The 15926-nt window shown below is 64.9% G+C and carries 9 protein-coding genes and 1 pseudogene; 5 read left to right on the forward strand and 5 right to left on the reverse strand.

All coding sequences use genetic code 11. The features are described from left to right. Positions 1-266: 266 nt before the first annotated feature. The 5 genes from Mal64_RS01380 to Mal64_RS01400 all read right to left on the reverse strand — a co-directional run bounded on the left by Mal64_RS01380 (position 267) and on the right by Mal64_RS01400 (position 8226). Positions 267-3815, reverse strand: coding sequence for an efflux RND transporter permease subunit (locus Mal64_RS01380; protein ID WP_146395963.1), 3549 nt, complete (start codon positions 3813-3815; stop codon positions 267-269). 10 nt (positions 3816-3825) lie between these two features. Continuing rightward, positions 3826-5094 carry an efflux RND transporter periplasmic adaptor subunit gene (locus tag Mal64_RS01385; RefSeq protein ID WP_197525331.1) on the reverse strand — a complete coding sequence of 423 codons (1269 nt, stop codon included), beginning with the start codon at positions 5092-5094 and terminating at the stop codon, positions 3826-3828. Between the two features lie 52 nt (positions 5095-5146). Further along, on the reverse strand, positions 5147-5596 hold the full coding sequence (locus tag Mal64_RS01390; protein ID WP_146395968.1) for a MarR family winged helix-turn-helix transcriptional regulator: 450 nt from the start codon (positions 5594-5596) through the stop codon (positions 5147-5149). A 234-nt stretch (positions 5597-5830) separates the two neighbouring features. Then, the gene (locus tag Mal64_RS01395; protein ID WP_146395970.1) at positions 5831-6919 is read right to left on the reverse strand and encodes a DUF1559 family PulG-like putative transporter; all 1089 of its coding nucleotides are present in this window, start codon (positions 6917-6919) and stop codon (positions 5831-5833) included. Between the two features lie 23 nt (positions 6920-6942). Beyond that, on the reverse strand, positions 6943-8226 hold the full coding sequence (locus tag Mal64_RS01400; protein ID WP_146395972.1) for a LamG domain-containing protein: 1284 nt from the start codon (positions 8224-8226) through the stop codon (positions 6943-6945). 350 nt (positions 8227-8576) lie between these two features. On the opposite strand from Mal64_RS01400, the pseudogene Mal64_RS20355 reads away from it, so the two are divergent. From Mal64_RS20355 to Mal64_RS01420, 5 genes and pseudogenes are all read left to right on the forward strand, one after another. After that, positions 8577-8834, forward strand: a pseudogene (locus Mal64_RS20355) (two-component regulator propeller domain-containing protein); the annotation flags it as partial. Between the two features lie 36 nt (positions 8835-8870). Further along, on the forward strand, positions 8871-12260 hold the full coding sequence (locus Mal64_RS01405; protein ID WP_231993549.1) for a hybrid sensor histidine kinase/response regulator: 3390 nt from the start codon (positions 8871-8873) through the stop codon (positions 12258-12260). Positions 12261-12508: 248 nt separating this feature from the next. Beyond that, positions 12509-13213, forward strand: a complete 705-nt coding sequence (locus tag Mal64_RS01410; protein WP_146395977.1) for a response regulator transcription factor — start codon at positions 12509-12511, stop codon at positions 13211-13213. Between the two features lie 347 nt (positions 13214-13560). Continuing rightward, the gene (locus Mal64_RS01415) at positions 13561-14271 is read left to right on the forward strand and encodes a 3-keto-disaccharide hydrolase (protein WP_197525332.1); all 711 of its coding nucleotides are present in this window, start codon (positions 13561-13563) and stop codon (positions 14269-14271) included. A gap of 168 nt (positions 14272-14439) precedes the next feature. After that, positions 14440-15795, forward strand: a complete 1356-nt coding sequence (locus tag Mal64_RS01420; RefSeq protein WP_231993550.1) for an outer membrane protein assembly factor BamB family protein — start codon at positions 14440-14442, stop codon at positions 15793-15795. The last annotated feature ends 131 nt before the right edge of the window (positions 15796-15926 follow it).

The raw sequence follows: 15926 nt of genomic DNA on the forward strand, positions 1-15926 counted from the left end.
GTGGCGAGCCTTAGAGCGGTTTTCGAATAGGTGTGGACGAGCGGGGAAGCGATTGGCGGCGTGGCGAGGAAGCCGAAGCAGGCAATGCGGTGCATTGTCGATGCAGGCTGACGAAGCCATGACGCCGATCGCGAGCCGAGCGTCTACACCTATGAGCAAACCGCTCTAGAGAGCCCCATCCAAGGGAGCTGCAGGGCGCGCAGCTGTTGCACAAGCCTTCAATGGCTCGTGCAACGGTAGCCCTGAACCACAGAGAAGCGCGTTGGTCAGCGCAGCTGAGCGGGCAGATTCGAGGCCGAGTCGCTCTGCTCAGATACGCCGCCCTCTAGAGAACCGTGATGGCCATCGAGATCGCGGGGCGTGTGCCCGAGCGAGGCCGTCTCGGGGCGTCGCCAGATGGCCAAAGCCAAGCTGAAGAGCGTCGGCACCAGCACCAGCGTGAAGACCGTCGAGAGCAGCAGCCCGCCGAGCACCACGCTGCCAAGGCCGCGGTAGAGCTCGCTGCCGGCGCCAGGGAACAGCACCAGCGGGGCGAGCCCCAGCACCGTGGTGGTGGTCGTCATGAAGATCGGCCGGATGCGGGTGCGAACGCTCTCGAGAATCGCCTCACGCGGGGCCATCGCTTCTTCGTCCATGTGGATCAGCGATTGGTGGACGATCAGGATCGGGTTGTTCACCACCGTGCCAATCAGCACCACGAACCCGAGCATCGTCAGCACGTCGAGCGGCTGGAGCACGAACTGGTTGAGCGCGGCCAGGCCGAGCACACCGCCCGCGGCGCCGAGCGGCACCGTGAGGATGATCACCAGCGGGTAGACCCACGACTCGAACAAGGCGGCCATCAGCAGGTAAGTGATCAGCACCGCCAGCATGACATTGAAACGCAACGCCTTCCACGTCTCAGAGAGCTTGTCGGCCGTTCCCGCCAGGGCGATGCGGTAGCCGCCATTGAGGTCGCCGCCTTCGCGCATCGGCATGACGATCTCGTCATTGATGCGACGCATCGCCTCTTCGAGCGGCGCCTCGGGCGGGGGCGACACCTGGACCGTGATCGCTCGGACCCGCTCGCGGTGGTTGATCTGTTCCGGACCGCTGGAGAGCGTGACATCGGCGAGCGTGTCGAGCGGCACGAGCTGCCCCCGGGCCGTCGCCACCGGCACGGCGGCGACGCGGTGGGTCTCGTCCGCAAACTTGGCCTCGCCGATGACGCGCAGATCAATCTTCTTTCCTTCGTGGAAGTAGTCCCCCACAAAGGCGCCGTCGACCAGCGCGTCGACCGTGAAGCCGAGTTCGGCGGAACTCATCTCCAACTCGGCCGAGGTCAACAGCTTGGGGGTGATGTGCAGCTCGGGGCTCGACAGGTCGGTGCTCGGCACGGGACGGGCCTGCGTGCCCGGGTACAGACCGCTGACCCCCATGCCGCCCGCCTCTTTGGGCGTGAGAATCTTGTTGCCCAACTCGGCGAGGCGCTCGATCTCGGGCCCCGTGATCTCGATGTCGATCGTCCGCCCCCCCTGCAAGCCTTGCTCGAACAAGCTTTTCTGGAAAGCGACCAAGAAGGTGCCGGGCAACCGGGCCCCGAGCCCTTGCAGCACGGGGATGAGTTCGCTGGCGCGGAGCGGGTCGGCCGCACGCACGCCTAAGAAAACCGAGCCGCCGTCGCGGACGACGAAGAAGAAGTCGTAAATCGCCGGGCCGTCGAGCTCCTCCATGTCGGTGTCGGGGTAGACGTCCCAGTAAGGCTGGAGCATCCCCTCGACCTGCTCGCCCATCGAGAGAAGCTGGTCGACGTTGTACCCGGGCGGCGGCAGGATGAGGGCCAGGATCAGGTTGCGGTTGCCTGTCGGCAAGTACTCGACCTGCGGCCAGAACGCCAGGGTGACACCCACCGCCAAGCCGACCAGGATGACCACGGTGGCGAGCTGCCGGAAGACGCCGCGGAGGATCCAGCCGTTGAGGCCCACGATCGCGCCGGCGTAGCGGCCGCCGAAGGCCTCGGCGGCGCGGTCGGCGGCGTCGCCCTGGGGCAGCGGCTCGTCCTCGTGCCCCGGCTTGCGGCGGAACAGCCGCGCCGAGGCGGTGGGGATCATCGTGATGGACACGATGAGCGAGAGCCCGACCGCGGCGCTAATCGCCAGGGCGATGTCGCGGAACAGCTGGCCCGCCTCTTCCTCAATGAACACCACGGGCAGGAACACGGCGATCGTGGTCAGGGTCGACGAAACGACCGCCCCCCACACCTCGCCCGCGCCGCGCACGGCGGCGATCCAGGCCGGCTCGCCGAGCGTGTCGTGACGCCGATAGATGTTCTCCAGCACCACCACGGCGTTGTCGACCAGCATGCCGACGGCGAACGCCAAGCCGGCCAGGCTGATCACGTTGAGCGAGCGGCCCAGCAAACCGAGCACCAAGAACGTGCCGATGATGCTCACCGGGATGGCGAGCCCAACCACCAGCGCACCGCGGGCGAACCAGAAGCCGGCAAACAGCACCAGCGCGAGCGTCACCGCGAACCACCAAGGTGACAAGGTGGTCGCGGCGATCGCGGTGGCCACGATCAGCGGCGCGAACAGCAGCGTCCGCACGCCGAAGTGCAGGAACGACATCAGCACGACCATCGTCAGGGCGCCGCCGATGAAGATGTTCTGCTGAACGAGGTTCACCGACGAATCGATGTACTCCGTCTCGTCGTAGACCTGCATCAGCTCGAGCCCCATCGGCCCGAGGATGTCTTGGTTGAGATCGTGGTTGACTTGCCGCAGCTCGGCCATCACGTCGAGCACGTTCGCGCCGGTGTCGCGGATGCAGTTCACGGCGATGTTTGACTCGCCGAACCGCTGCACCAAGCCGGTCGGTTTCTTGTAGCCCAGGGTCACTTCGGCGACGTCGCGAACGTAGACCGGCGCCCCGTCTCGGACGGCGAGCAGTTGGTCGCCCACCTGCTCGGGTGAACGGAATTCGCCGAGCGAACGGACGACCCAACGACGCTTGCCCTCCCAAAAGTCGCCCGCCGAGGTGTCGCGGTTTTGCCCCTGCAGCACGTCGCGCACGCGGCCGAGCGTGAGCTGCCGGGCCGCCAGTTCTTCGGGGTCGACGACGACCTGCAGCTCCTCCTCGAGCCCGCCGATGACGTTGGCCTGCGAGACGCCGCTCACCCGCTCGAAACGGGCCTCGATCTCGTCCTCGGCGAACCGTCGCAGCTTCTGCACCTCGAGGTCGGCGGGCGGCAGCAGTTCGGCGACGGCCGGCTCCTCTTCGGCCAACTTGCGCAACCGCAGCATGCTGAGCCCCACGTTCCGCGAAGAGGTCGCCCGGCGGACGCGGTCGGCGAGTTCGGGGTGTTTGGCGGCGAACGCGTCGATCTCTGCGTCGGAGGCGGGCGTGGCGCTGAGGATGAACCAAGCGATCGGCTGGTTCGAGCTGTTGGCCGTGGTGATGACCGGCTGGTTGGCCTCGACCGGGTACTCGCGGACCTGCTGCAAGCGGCTGTTCACCTTCAGCAGCGCTTGGTCCATGTCGGTGCCGACGTTGAACTCGATCGTGATCACGCCGCGCGAGTCGTTGCACTCGGCCGAGAGCTTGCGGGCCCCCTCGACGCCCTTGAGCTGTTCCTCCTGCTCGACGACGATCTCGCGCTCGACCTCCTGCGGGCTGGCGCCGGGCCAGTCGGTGGTGATCGTGATCGTGGGGGTCTCGACCTCGGGCGTGAGCTGCATCGGCATGCGCAGCAGCGACACGCAGCCGAACAGCGCCAGCAGCAACACGCCGACCGACACCTTCACCGGATTCTTGACGAAGCCTTCCAGCAGATTCATCGTGCGAAACCTATCGGCTCGAGACGGGAGAAACGGATGGCTTAGCGGCGGCGGCGAGCGGGTCATCGACCACGCGGCTGACCTTCACCTCCTGGCCAGGACGCAGCCGCTCGTTGCCCTGCACCACGACGAGCTGGCCGGCCGAAACGCCGCCGAGCACCTCGATCCAAGGGCCGCTGGCGACGCCGAGCGTTACCGGCACGAGCGACACGGCGCCCGTTTGGCCCTCGCCGGACGCCTTGTCGACGACGAACATCGAACGCCGCGATTGGTCGAGGACCACCGCGTCCTTGGGCGCCAACAGCACGGTCCGCGGCGCGCCGGTGGGCAGCACCGCGTGGGCAATCATGCCCGGCTTGAGCAGCGGGCCGGCGTCGTTGATCTCGTTCTCGAGCAGCACCTTCACAGGGAAAGTGCGTGACCGCAGGTCGCCCTGCGGAACGGTGGTGACCACCACGCCCTCGAAGCTGCGTCCCTCGAGGGCTGGGATGTTGATCTCCACCCGCTCGCCCGGCCGCAGGTAGTTGACGCTCTGCATCGAGACCTGGGCGACCGCCTCGACGCGGTCGACGGCCACGACCTCGGCCACCGGATCGCCGCTGCTGACCCACGCGCCGATCTCGGTGTGCTCCGTGACCACGTAGCCGGCGAACCGGGTGATGATGGTGTACTTGGCGAGTTGGTCGCGGAGGCGTTCGACGACCGCCTCTTGGATTTTGACTTGGGCCCGCGATTGGGCGATCACCTCCTCGCGTGGGCCGGCTACGAGCAAGCTGTGGGCCGCTTTTGCCTCGGCGTACGCCTCCTCGGCCTCGGCCGCGAGCGACACAGCCTCGCCAACCTCGTCGTCGGTCACAGCACGATTCTCGAGAAACACACGCTGCACCCGGTCGCGGCGCGCGGTGGCGAACTCGAAGCGTGAATTCGCCGCCGCCATGCGAGCGCGGGCCTGCTCGACCTCTTCGGGGCGCGAGCCGTTCTCGAGCTCGGCGAGCATCTGGCGCCGGTACTCGAGCTCCGCCTCGGCGGCGGCCAGTTCGAGCGAGATGGTGGCCGTGAGCAGCTGCGCGAGCTTCTCGCCTTTCTCTACGCGGTCGCCCGCCTCGACGGGGAACTCGGTCACGCGCCCTGAGACCGCGCTGCCGATCGTGGCGCGCTTGGTCGGTTCGATGCTGCCGACAAACGATTGTTTGGCGGCCACGGTCCGTTCGACCAGTCGGGCGGCGATCACCACCGCCGGTCCGCCGGGCTGGGCGAGCGCGCCGCACGTGCTGAGCACGCACGCCGCAAATACCCCAACCACAAACCCGCTCGAACCCGCAGTCCGCCGCTTAAGGATTCGCCGCTTCACAAGCCGTGACATTCTCTCTTACCTTCAACAGCACCCGATGGAGGGTGGCCAATTCTTCTTCTGAAAGCCCCGCTGACGCCCGCGAAAGCATCACCTGGCCGCACTCGGCGACCAGTTCCCACACCCGCGTTGCCTCGGGCAAGGGATGAATGAGCTTCACCCGCCCGTCCTCCGGGTCGGGCCGCCGCTCGACCAACCCAGCCGCCTCGCTGCGATTAAGGATGCCCACGAGGCTCGGAGGTTCGATCATCAACCGATTCGCCATCTCCGACTGCGACATCGGTCCCTCGGCGGCCAACCACCCAAGCACCTGGGCTTGGCGGAAGGTGATGCCGTGCGGAGCCAGCATCTCGTTGAAGGCCCGCATGTACTCCTGGTGCGCGCGGGCGATCCAGTAGCCGATGCTGGACTCGAAATCGTGGGTGAGCATAGAAACGCCGTTGTCGCGGTGCAGCCAAAAACGGATAGCGCACTAACGAGTATGATGTGACTGCCGTTTCAACGCCAGTGCGATTCCGCCATCCAGCGGGCAAACGGCGTCACCCGAGCTTCGAACCGTAAGGGCTATTCGGCGATCGCTGCGGGCCAAGCGGCGGCTAGAGACCTGTGGTGGAGCCGCGGTTGCGGTCAACCGAGCGACGGCCAGCCAGGCGACAGGGGCCGCTTAATAGAGCGACGCCGAGGAGCCATCCGACCGGTGGGCCAGTCGGTTGAACCGCTCAGGATCGACCTGGTAGTCGACCATCCCGACGGCGCCGTCGGCCATCACCACGTGCATGCCGGCGGTGTGAGCCGACCCCGCGGTGGCGAATTCCGCAAGCCCATTGAGGGTGCTCGGGCTGTCGGGCTGTGGCGGACAGAATGCGCTGCGGACCGTGTCGTAGTCCCAGCCGTCGGACCAGCCGTGGTCGTCGCCCGTGAGACCGCCGCCGTATGCTGCAAGGTTGATCCGCTTCTCGCCGATCACTGCGGTCTTGCTCGCGCCGTCGGTGATGCGTGCGAACTTGGTAAGCCTGTCGTAGTTGAGAAGCCGAGTGACGGCGCCGCGCGTCCCCTTCTCCACCAGGTAGCTGCCGCGCACGATCACGCCGCGGAAGCCGGTGTAAGCGCCGCCGAGCGTCTCGGCGTCGGCAGGCTCGAACGAGTTGGAATCGTTCCACACGCCCCAGAACGCGTATCCCTGCGAGCAGCCTAACGAGTCTTTCAGAAAAGCATCGAAGTACAACTCGCCCACTTCTTCGCGACTGGGCGCCGGCGTGAGGGCGGCGTAGTCAATCAGCCACCCAAACGATTGGCCCCGAGACTCATAAGCGGTGGGTGGGCGCCGCGATGGGCAGAAGTAGAGCTCGATCGGCGTGCCGCTGATCGCTTCGGTGGTGTCGAGTTGGTGCGCCTGCCGCAGCTCGAGAAACGGGAGCAACTGGTAAGCCCAGCCGAGCCCTTGGCGTTGCGGGCCGAAGGGCTTGCCGTTCGAAGAGTAGTCCTCCACCTCGGGCCACGGCTCCACGCCGCCGCTGGGGAACACGCCGTAGGTTCCCACGTGGTGCTGCAACGCCAGCCCGATCTGGCGGAGCTGATTCTTGCACTGGGCGCGCCTACCCGCCTCACGCGCGCCCTGCACGGCGGGCAGCAGCAGGGCGACGAGCAGGCCGATGATCGCGATCACGACCAGCAGTTCGACGATCGTAAACGCTCTCGCGGCGAACGAGCCGGAGCGGCGGACTTTGGGCTCGAGAAGCCTCGGGCGTTTCATGCGATCCGTATTCGCGACTTTAGTTAGCGTTTTATGCAACGCGCGGAGCATACGCCAAGGAGCCCCGCCAGAACAAGAGAAATCGACGCCGCGTGGGGCTCGGGGACCGCGACGAAAAGGCCGGCCGCCGGCTCGAAGTGGTCACGCCACACGGTGAAATCGGCGGCGTCGACTCGGCCGTCGAAATTGCCGTCGGCTGCTAGCTCGAGCGTCGATCCGAAAGTGGCGCGCCACACGTCGAAATCGCTTTCGTCCACCATGCCGTTGCGGTCGTAGTCGCCGGGAGTGAATTCGACCCCCAAAGCGGCGTAATAGAGTGACACCGCCTCGGCGACCGACAGCTGCTTGCCGAGCCAGACCGAGACCTCATCGAGCCAACCGTTGAAAACCTGGCGCGACGCAGGATCGGGCGCCGTGGTGCGGGTGCCGATCCGGGCGTCGTACGGCTCGGTCACGCCCCAGCTATCAGTGCTGTCGGCCCAGCGGTCTTGTATGACGCGTTGGCCGTCGACGACAAGCAAAACGTCATCCAGACTGTCGCCGTTGCGCGAGACCACGAGGTGATGCCACTGGTTGTCTTTGACCGCCAAGCCGGAGCCCGGCCCCGCTGCGCCGTAGGGGCCCTCGCCATGGACCAACGGGTCGGCGTGGGGGACCTGAAAGCTCGATTTCAACGGATCACTGAATCGGTTGTCGATGCTGATCACGAGATTGGCGCCCGATCCGAAATTGATCTGCAAGTGCCCCAGGTCGTCGACCTCAGACGCGTCGAGCTCCGAGTCGCCAGGCAGATCGGCGCCGTTGAAGTTGTTGCTGAAGAGCCTTTCGCCCCCTTCGCTGACCGGGGTGTAGCTGCATTCGTCGCCGGGGCCTTTCCCCGGCCCGCAGGAGGGGGTTTTGAACCACAGCGACACGGTCATCGTCGTGTGCGCGAACTGGAGCCCGTCGCCGAGGTTGGCGGCAAGACTGTTGTTGCAGAAGAGCGAGCGATTGTCGGTTTCAAACCCGGCAAACGATTCTCCGTCAACCGACAGATCGGGCCCCGCAGATCCGGCGTAGCCGAATGGAGCGCCAACCGGCGGCTCGGGCATGGGCGAAGCCATTCCGTTGCCCTCGTGCACGCCGTGCTGAGGCGAGCCGCCCGCATCCCACACCGAGCCGACCGACGTCTCGTCGAGCCGGTAATAGTGGTCGGGAGACAACGAGCCGACGACATCGGCGTATTTGACCGAGCCGCTACCCCAAGATGGGCTTAAGGCCGAGGCCGCCAGGGCGAATGCTAAGAACGGGAGAGTTGAGATACGCACGAGCATCCATCCCTGGGTGTGCAATCGATAGCGTGTTCGAGAGCCGGCGACGCGGCAGACGGCGGCTCTACGTAAGCCCCTTGTCGCTCCGGAGACGCGATCGAATCGAGCCAAACTTTAGGGGGCACGAATTTATAACATCGAAGGATGCGAAATAACCTCGGGTTTCCGTATACCCTGCGAAGTTTCTGCGGCTCAATGCCCGATCTAAGAGATGAAGAGGATACGGCGTGACCGCACTAAAATCGTGCCGGCATTGCCACCCCGCATCTAGCCAATGACTCGCAGCCAGCCCCCATGCCACCGCTAGGCGATTGATCCACCCGTCTGAGTGAACGTTTGAGGCTCGAGTGACCCGGCGACACCGCCCCACCAACGACGCCCACAACGGACTCGCAACTCGCTACGGGTTGCGTTTTATCCGGTCTCTCTTGGCGATCGCTTTCGTTTTTGCTCCTCGGGCTGCAACCGCCGAGGGGCAGAACCCTCTCTCGCTGCATGGAGTTTCGGCCCAACGCGTCGCTCGCAGTTGGACCTCAGCCGATGGCCTGCCACAGGCCACTGTCACTTCACTCCTTCAAGCCAGCGACGGTTACCTCTGGATCGGCACCTTCGGAGGGCTGGTTCGTTTTGATGGTCTGCGGATGCAGGTCTACTCCATCGAGAACACGCCCGAACTCGTATCGAACCGCATCTTGTCGCTCTTCGAAGGGCGAGACGGTGCCTTGTGGATCGGCACCGAAGACGCCGGACTCTGCCAGATGCGCGGCGGCGAGTTCCATCACGTGGCCGAGAGCGAGCACCTCGGGCAGATCAACGGGATCGCCGAGTCCAGCGACGGGGCCATCTGGACCGCCGGCGACGATTTCATCCGCTACTTCCACGGCAAGCCCAGCCGAGTCACGCCGTTCCCCGCCGCGCCTGATACGGCTGTTTACTGTGTGCATGTCGATACGACGGGGCAATTGTGGGCGGGGACCGATCGTGGGCTTGTCGCGAAGCGGGGAGATCGATTCGAACTCGTTAAGACAGCCGTCTTGCCCAACGGCGACGACGCGGCGGCCTACGGGATCGTCTCGGACAGCGAAGCGGGGATATGGGTCGTCAGTGAGTTGTTCGTCGGTCGTCTGCAAGGTTCTCAATACCAGGTGATGCTGAACGAAGACATCGGCGCCCCTTGCGTAGCGCTGATCAACCACGACGGCGACTTCGTCTTTTACGACAGGAAGCACGGACGAGTCGACACGCTAACGAGGGCCTCAAACTGGCGGCGGACTAAAGACCGATTGTCTTCCAGTCGGCCGTCGAATGGGGCGGTCGTGGGCTGCCGCGACTTGGTGCAAGACAACGAGGGCAACTACTGGCTTGGCAGCAACGGGACAGGCCTGATCCGCATCACAGAAGAGCCATTCGTGCGTGTCGCCAGGCAGGCGGGAATCGAAAGCGGGGTCAACAAGGTCATAACGGACGGAGCCGATGGAGTCTGGCTCGACGCGTTCGAGTCACGCCGGGATGTTGTCCACTGGGATGGCGAACACTTCGAGGCGGTCGCACCCGACCTGCTCGGCGATCTCAAGTTTCTAGCAGGAGGCAACCGGACCACGGCTTGGTTTGCCTCGCCCGACTACCAAGAGCTGATCGAACTCGATTTGCTCTCGCAACATATCAGCAAGGCGGCGCCCATCGCCCCTCTGCCCTTCGGCCCGGTGGTCTTCGACCACCACGGCGCGGCCTGGACCGTGCTCGGTGGCGCCTTGTGTCGGCGCGATCCGGAACTGGGGTTCACGACGATCGCCACACCGCCCCCAGACCTGAGCAACAACCGCCGCAGGCTGCTCGGTTTCACACCCGACCGCTCGTTGTGGTTCGTCGAAGAAGGTCGACTGGGACGTTGGACCCCCGCGAACGAAGCAGAGGCTTTTAAATTCTTTGACCTGCCGCCCCAAGTGCGAGCCGGGTCGGTCAGGTCACTCTACGGCGCCGAGAACGGCGACATCTGGCTCTCGACCTACGGAGATGGCCTGCTGCGATTGCGCAACGGCCGTTTCCATGAGATAGGCGCAAAACAGGGACTGCTCGACCTGAACCTGGGCGGTTTACTCGCCGACGACACCGGCAGGCTGTGGATCAATAGCAATCGCGGCGTGTTAGTCGTTGCGATCGAGGACCTCAACAAGACGCTCGCCGGCAAGCAGGCCCAAATACGCTGCCGGGTGATCTCCACAGGCGAGGGCAACGGGCCGACCGCGGCGCGGACGCCGGACGGCCGGATGTGGTTTCCTACGATCAATGATTTGATCGTCGTCGATCCCAAGGCGTACACGAAGGATGACGCCCCCCCTACGGTGCGCATCGAGTCGGTGGTGGCCAACAACGCGCCGGCCGACCTGACGAACGACGTGGTCTCGCTCGGCCCCGGCGGGAACAATCTCGAGATCCAGTACACCGCCTTCGCCTACGCGAGCCCCGAGCAAATCTGTTTCCGTTACCGCCTCGAAGGCTACGAGAACTCTTGGGTTGAGGCTGGCGCGCGTCGCACGGCGTACTACACGCGTGTGCCGCCGGGCGACTACCACTTCACCGCCCAGGCGATGAACCCCGATGGCGATTGGAGCGAATCGGGCGACACGCTCAGCCTTCACATCGAACCGCACTACTACCAGCAGTCTTGGTTCCATGCCGTCTTGGGTGCGGGGATCTTGGGATTGGTGGTCGGCGCCCACCGCCTGCGGGTCCATTGGCTCACGCTGCACGCCTCCGAACTCCAAGCCGAGATCCACGAGCGCGAACGCGCCGAGAGCGAACGGCGGCGGCTCGAAACGGCGCTCGCCGAGGCGACTAAGTTCGAGGCGATCGGCCGGCTGGCGGGCGGGGTCGCCCACGACTTCAACAACGTGCTGACCGCGGTGATCGGCCGCGCCGAACTGTTGCGCATCAGCCTGCTGCAATCGGCCGACAACCGCAGCGAACACCGGCTGAACCACGCCAACGAGATCATCCGCTGCGGCAAGCGCGCCGCGCGGATGACCGCCCAGCTGCTCGCCTACAGCCGCCAGCAGGTGCTCAGGCCAACCGTGGTCGACGCCAACGACGCGATCGCGAAGCTCGAGCCGATGCTCCGCAGCCTGATTCCCGAGTCGATCGAGTTGCGGGTCAACCTGCGGGCCGAGAGTGGCTGGGTGCTAATCGACCCGAGCCAGTTGGAGCAGGTGGTGATGAACCTCGTGCTCAACGCGCGCGACGCCAGCGAAGAACATGGAGACGCGATCGAACTGGTCACTTCGCTATCCCAGCCCGCCGCCGCGTTACCTCACGGCGCCGACAAGCCGCGAGCCGATGGCGAGTTCGTTATCAAGGTGAGCGACAAAGGCGTAGGCATCCGCGACCAAGACTTGCCCCACATCTTCGATCCGTTTTTCACCACCAAATCGGAGGGCAAGGGCACCGGGCTCGGGTTGGCCTCGGTCCACGGCATCGTGACCCAATCGGGCGGCGAGGTGCGAGTCGCGAGCCGTGGCCCCCAACAAGGAGCAACCTTCACGGTGAGGCTGCCCGCCTGCGCTGCGCCGGCGCCAGGGGAAGTGGGCGAGGACGACTCCTCCGAAATGCGTGCGGTCATCGTGAAGCCGGTCTTCAACGCGACCGAAGTCTCTCTACCAACCGTGTTGTTTTGCGACGACAACGAGGCCATCCGGCGTGTGGCCAAAGGATCGCTTACCTCCAAAGGCTACACCACCCACGTGGCTTCGACGCCGGCCGAGGCCCGCAGGATTGCTGAGACAATCGACGCGATCGATCTATTGATCACCGACGTTTTGATGCCGGACGAAAACGGGCCGGAACTGGCCGAGGCGATCCTCAAACGCCACCCCGGTTGCAACACGCTTTTCATCTCGGGGTACACGGGCCACCAAGGCAATCGTCAGCAGGTGACCGACGGCGGCGCGCACTTCTTGCAGAAGCCCTTCTCTCCCGAAGAGCTCGTGGTAGCCGCAAGTGAGATCTTGACCGACAAATCGTCGTCTCCCCGGTAAAGGCGAACCACTGCGGCTCCGCGCACCCCCATGCCATTGCATCCGCTATAGGGCTCTCCACTGCACCTGTGCAGGGCTTCGGTTAGCGCTATCGCGCAACTGCTCCTAGAGGAGTGCCTCAGCGGGTTTCGATAAAAAGTTGAAGGCATGCGGAATCGCGATATTGGATTTGCAAGCTATATATCTCCAATGACCACGGCAACACAATCGGCGCGGTAGCGAACGCCGGCAGCGAGGGGAGCAGATTGATGACTCCAACGGTCTATGTGATCGACGACGACGATTTTGTCCGTAGCTGGGCGATCGAGGTGGCCGGCGCCCTTGGCTACCGCGCCCTGGGCTACGCCAGCGCCGAGGCGTTTCTTGACTCCCCTCGCCAAGACCGACCCGCCTGCATGGTGCTCGACCTGAAACTGGGCGGCATGAGCGGCATCGATTTGCTGCACCAACTCGTCTCTCTAGGGCGATCCATCCCGGCGGTCGCTTACAGCGGCAAGGCGGATGTCACCTCGGCCGTGAGCCTGATGGAGTCGGGCGCCATGACCTTGATCGAGAAGCCGTGCTCCGTTGAAACATTGGCGGCGGCGATCAACAGCGCGTTAGAACAAGACCAACGGCGTCTCGCGGTCGAGTCGACGCTGGCGACTCTGCACGACTCCAACGAGTCGCTGTCCGAGCGCGAACGGGTGGTGCTCGAGCGTCTTCTCGCGGGCAAGCTCAACAAGGCGATCGCCCGTGAGCTCGACGTGTCGGAACGCACCATCGAGGGCGACCGAGCGCGGCTGTACAAGAAGTTCGAGGTCAATTCGGTCGCCGAATTGGCGGTCAAAAGCACGCAACTGCAGCTGCTGATCGAGCAGCAACAGTCCCCCGCCTCGCCGACACTCACCTCGTTGCCGCAGCCCAATCTTGGGACCAACGGCGTGGGCCAGCAAGACGGCCTGATCGGCTAGCGCGAACCACTCGGTTGGTCCTCGCTGGCGCCGAGCTTAAATCGGGCGTGTCGCCAGTTTCGTCGCCCCGTTCGCCCCCACGCTCCTCAGCAACGCGATCGAGCGGCCTCTCTCGGCCGGCGACCAGCAGGCGACCGATGGAAGCCGAGTAAGTGTGCTTTCTCACCGAAGCGGCGTCGTCGATGGTCCGCGTTTTGACACGCGGGTCGATCGCTCTTAGCTTGAGGCCGCTGCGGAACAACCGCACTCCGCGGCCGAGCGACATCGGCAGTGCAAGCGGTCCAGCTCAGTGCTGCGTTATCCTCTTATCTGCTTTTCAACTCTGCTTCTCAATCACCGAGGCGCCCATGCCTTTCTCGATGACTTTTTGGCGTTGCTTCCTGGCTTCCGCGGCGATCGCGTCCGTTGGGTCGGTCCCTATCTCGCAAGCCTCGGAGCCGGAAGCGATCTTTAGCGGACAAGACCTCTCTGGGTGGGTTGAGTATTACGACGGTGAAGAAGCGGCGCGGGGCAAAGCGTGGGAGGTGAGCGACGGCGTGCTCCGCTGCACCGGCCAAGGCCGCGGCTACGTGCGCACCAACCTGGCTTACGCCGACTACGTTCTGCGGCTCGAGTGGCGTTGGCCCGAGGGCGACGGCGGCGGCCGGGCCAACAGCGGCGTGCTGCTGCACGTCGTGGGGCCCGACCAGATATGGCCGAAGTCGATCGAGGCACAACTCAAGACCGGCCGGGCGGGCGACTTCGCCTCGTTTGAAGACGCTCGGAGTCGCGAAGAAACTGTCCGTCGCAATCCCAACGGCGTAAGCACCGGACGTTTGCCGCGCCCGGGCGCCTCGACCGAGAACCCGGTCGGCGAGTGGAACAGCTACGAGATCACCGCCCGTGGCGACGGGCTCGTGCTGCGGGTCAACGGCGCCGAAGTTAATCGAATGTCCGGCGTCGTGCCCTCGGGCGGGCAGATCGCTTTGCAGTCCGAAGGGCACGCGATCGAGTTCCGCAACGTGACCATCGAGTCCTTGCCACCGGCGAAGAACCTCCGCGCATCAGCGCCACAGTGAGGCCCCTCACGCAACCACGCCGCGTGTTTCATCGGTTGTAGTTTTTCGCTCCCCAGGCGCCTTCTTACGCTTGCCTTGATGAGGGGAGACTGTGGTAGGCTGCCCTCTCCCATCGCGGCTCTTCCCTGAGCAAGCCTTCGCGAACTAAGCACGCAGGAGATACTCATCGTGAACCGTCTAGCATTCGTTCCCGCGGCAATGGCCGTCCTGAGTCTTTCCTTGCTCTCGGCATCCGCGAAGGCCATTGACTACCCGCATTGGCGAGGCCCCAACGCGACCGGCCTCGCCGACGGCGCCCCGCCGCTTCGCTGGGACTCGGAGACCAACATCCGTTGGAAGACCGAGTTGCCCGGCCACAGCAACGGCTCACCGTGTGTGCTTGGCGACCAGGTGTTCGTCGTTTCGGCCGTCGAAACCGCGCGCCGCGATGAAACCGCCGCCGAACCGGAGGATGCGCCCGAGCCGGCGCCAGAAACCGAGGGGCGTCGCCGCCGTGGCCGCGGCCGCGCTTCGAAGCCCAAGAACTACTACGAGTTCTGGGTCTACTGCCTCGACCGCAAATCGGGCGACGTCGTCTGGGAGCAACTCGCCACGGAGCAGGTTCCGCAAGAGAGCAAGCACCAGACCAACACCTACGCGTCGGCCACACCGATCACCGATGGTGAGCGGCTCTACGTTTCGTTTGGCTCGTTCGGGATCTATTGCTACAGCCTCAAGGGCGAGCCGCTGTGGGACCTCGACCTCGGCGACATGACGACCCGCAACTCGTTCGGCGAGGGCGCTTCGCCGTCGGTCGCCCGGGGCCGCCTGCTCGTCCCGTGGGACCACGAGGGGCAGTCGTTCCTCGTCTCACTCGACGCGGCGACCGGCAAAGAGCAGTGGCGCACCGACCGCGACGAGGGGACCACCTGGACCACGCCTCTCGTGACCGAGGCCTTTGGCAAGACCCAGGTCGTCATGAACGGCACGAACCGCGTGCGGAGCTACGACTTCGATTCGGGCGAGTTGATCTGGGAGTGCGGCGGCCAGGTGCAATGCCCGGTGCCCTGCGTCCTGCGCTACGGCGACTGCGTGATCGCGATGAGCGGCCACCGCGGCACGGCGTCGCGGATGATCCGGCTCGACTCGCTGGGCGACGTGACCGACGACGACACACAAGTCGTTTGGCGCCACGACAAGGGAACGCCCTACGTCCCGTCGCCGTTGCTCTACGACGACCGGGTCTACTTCTACAAGAGCAACCGCGGCATCCTCTCGGTGCTCAACGCCGACACCGGCGAGCCGGTGATCGACCAGAAACGCCTTCCCAAGATCGAGAACGTGTACGCTTCGCCGGTGGGCGCCGCCGGGCGGGTCTACCTCACCGAACGCAACGGCACGACGCTGGTGATCGAGCACGGCTCCGACGAGTTCAAAGTGCTCGCCACCAACGAGCTGGGCGAACCGGTCGACGCCACGCCGCAGATCGTCGGCGACGAGATCTTCATCCGCGCCGAAGGGCACGTGTACTGCATCGCGGAGTAACACCCTACACGGGGAGGACTTTAAGATTCACTGCGGTCCTTTAAACCGCTGCTATTACACTTAGCTATCGATTAGTTTGAGCACGGTGCGGCTTCGTGTACAATCGCCGCGTCGGGGTAAGCTTTTCACTA

Origin of the sequence: Pseudobythopirellula maris (assembly GCF_007859945.1) — a bacterium.
In the GTDB taxonomy this organism is placed as follows: domain Bacteria; phylum Planctomycetota; class Planctomycetia; order Pirellulales; family Lacipirellulaceae; genus Pseudobythopirellula; species Pseudobythopirellula maris.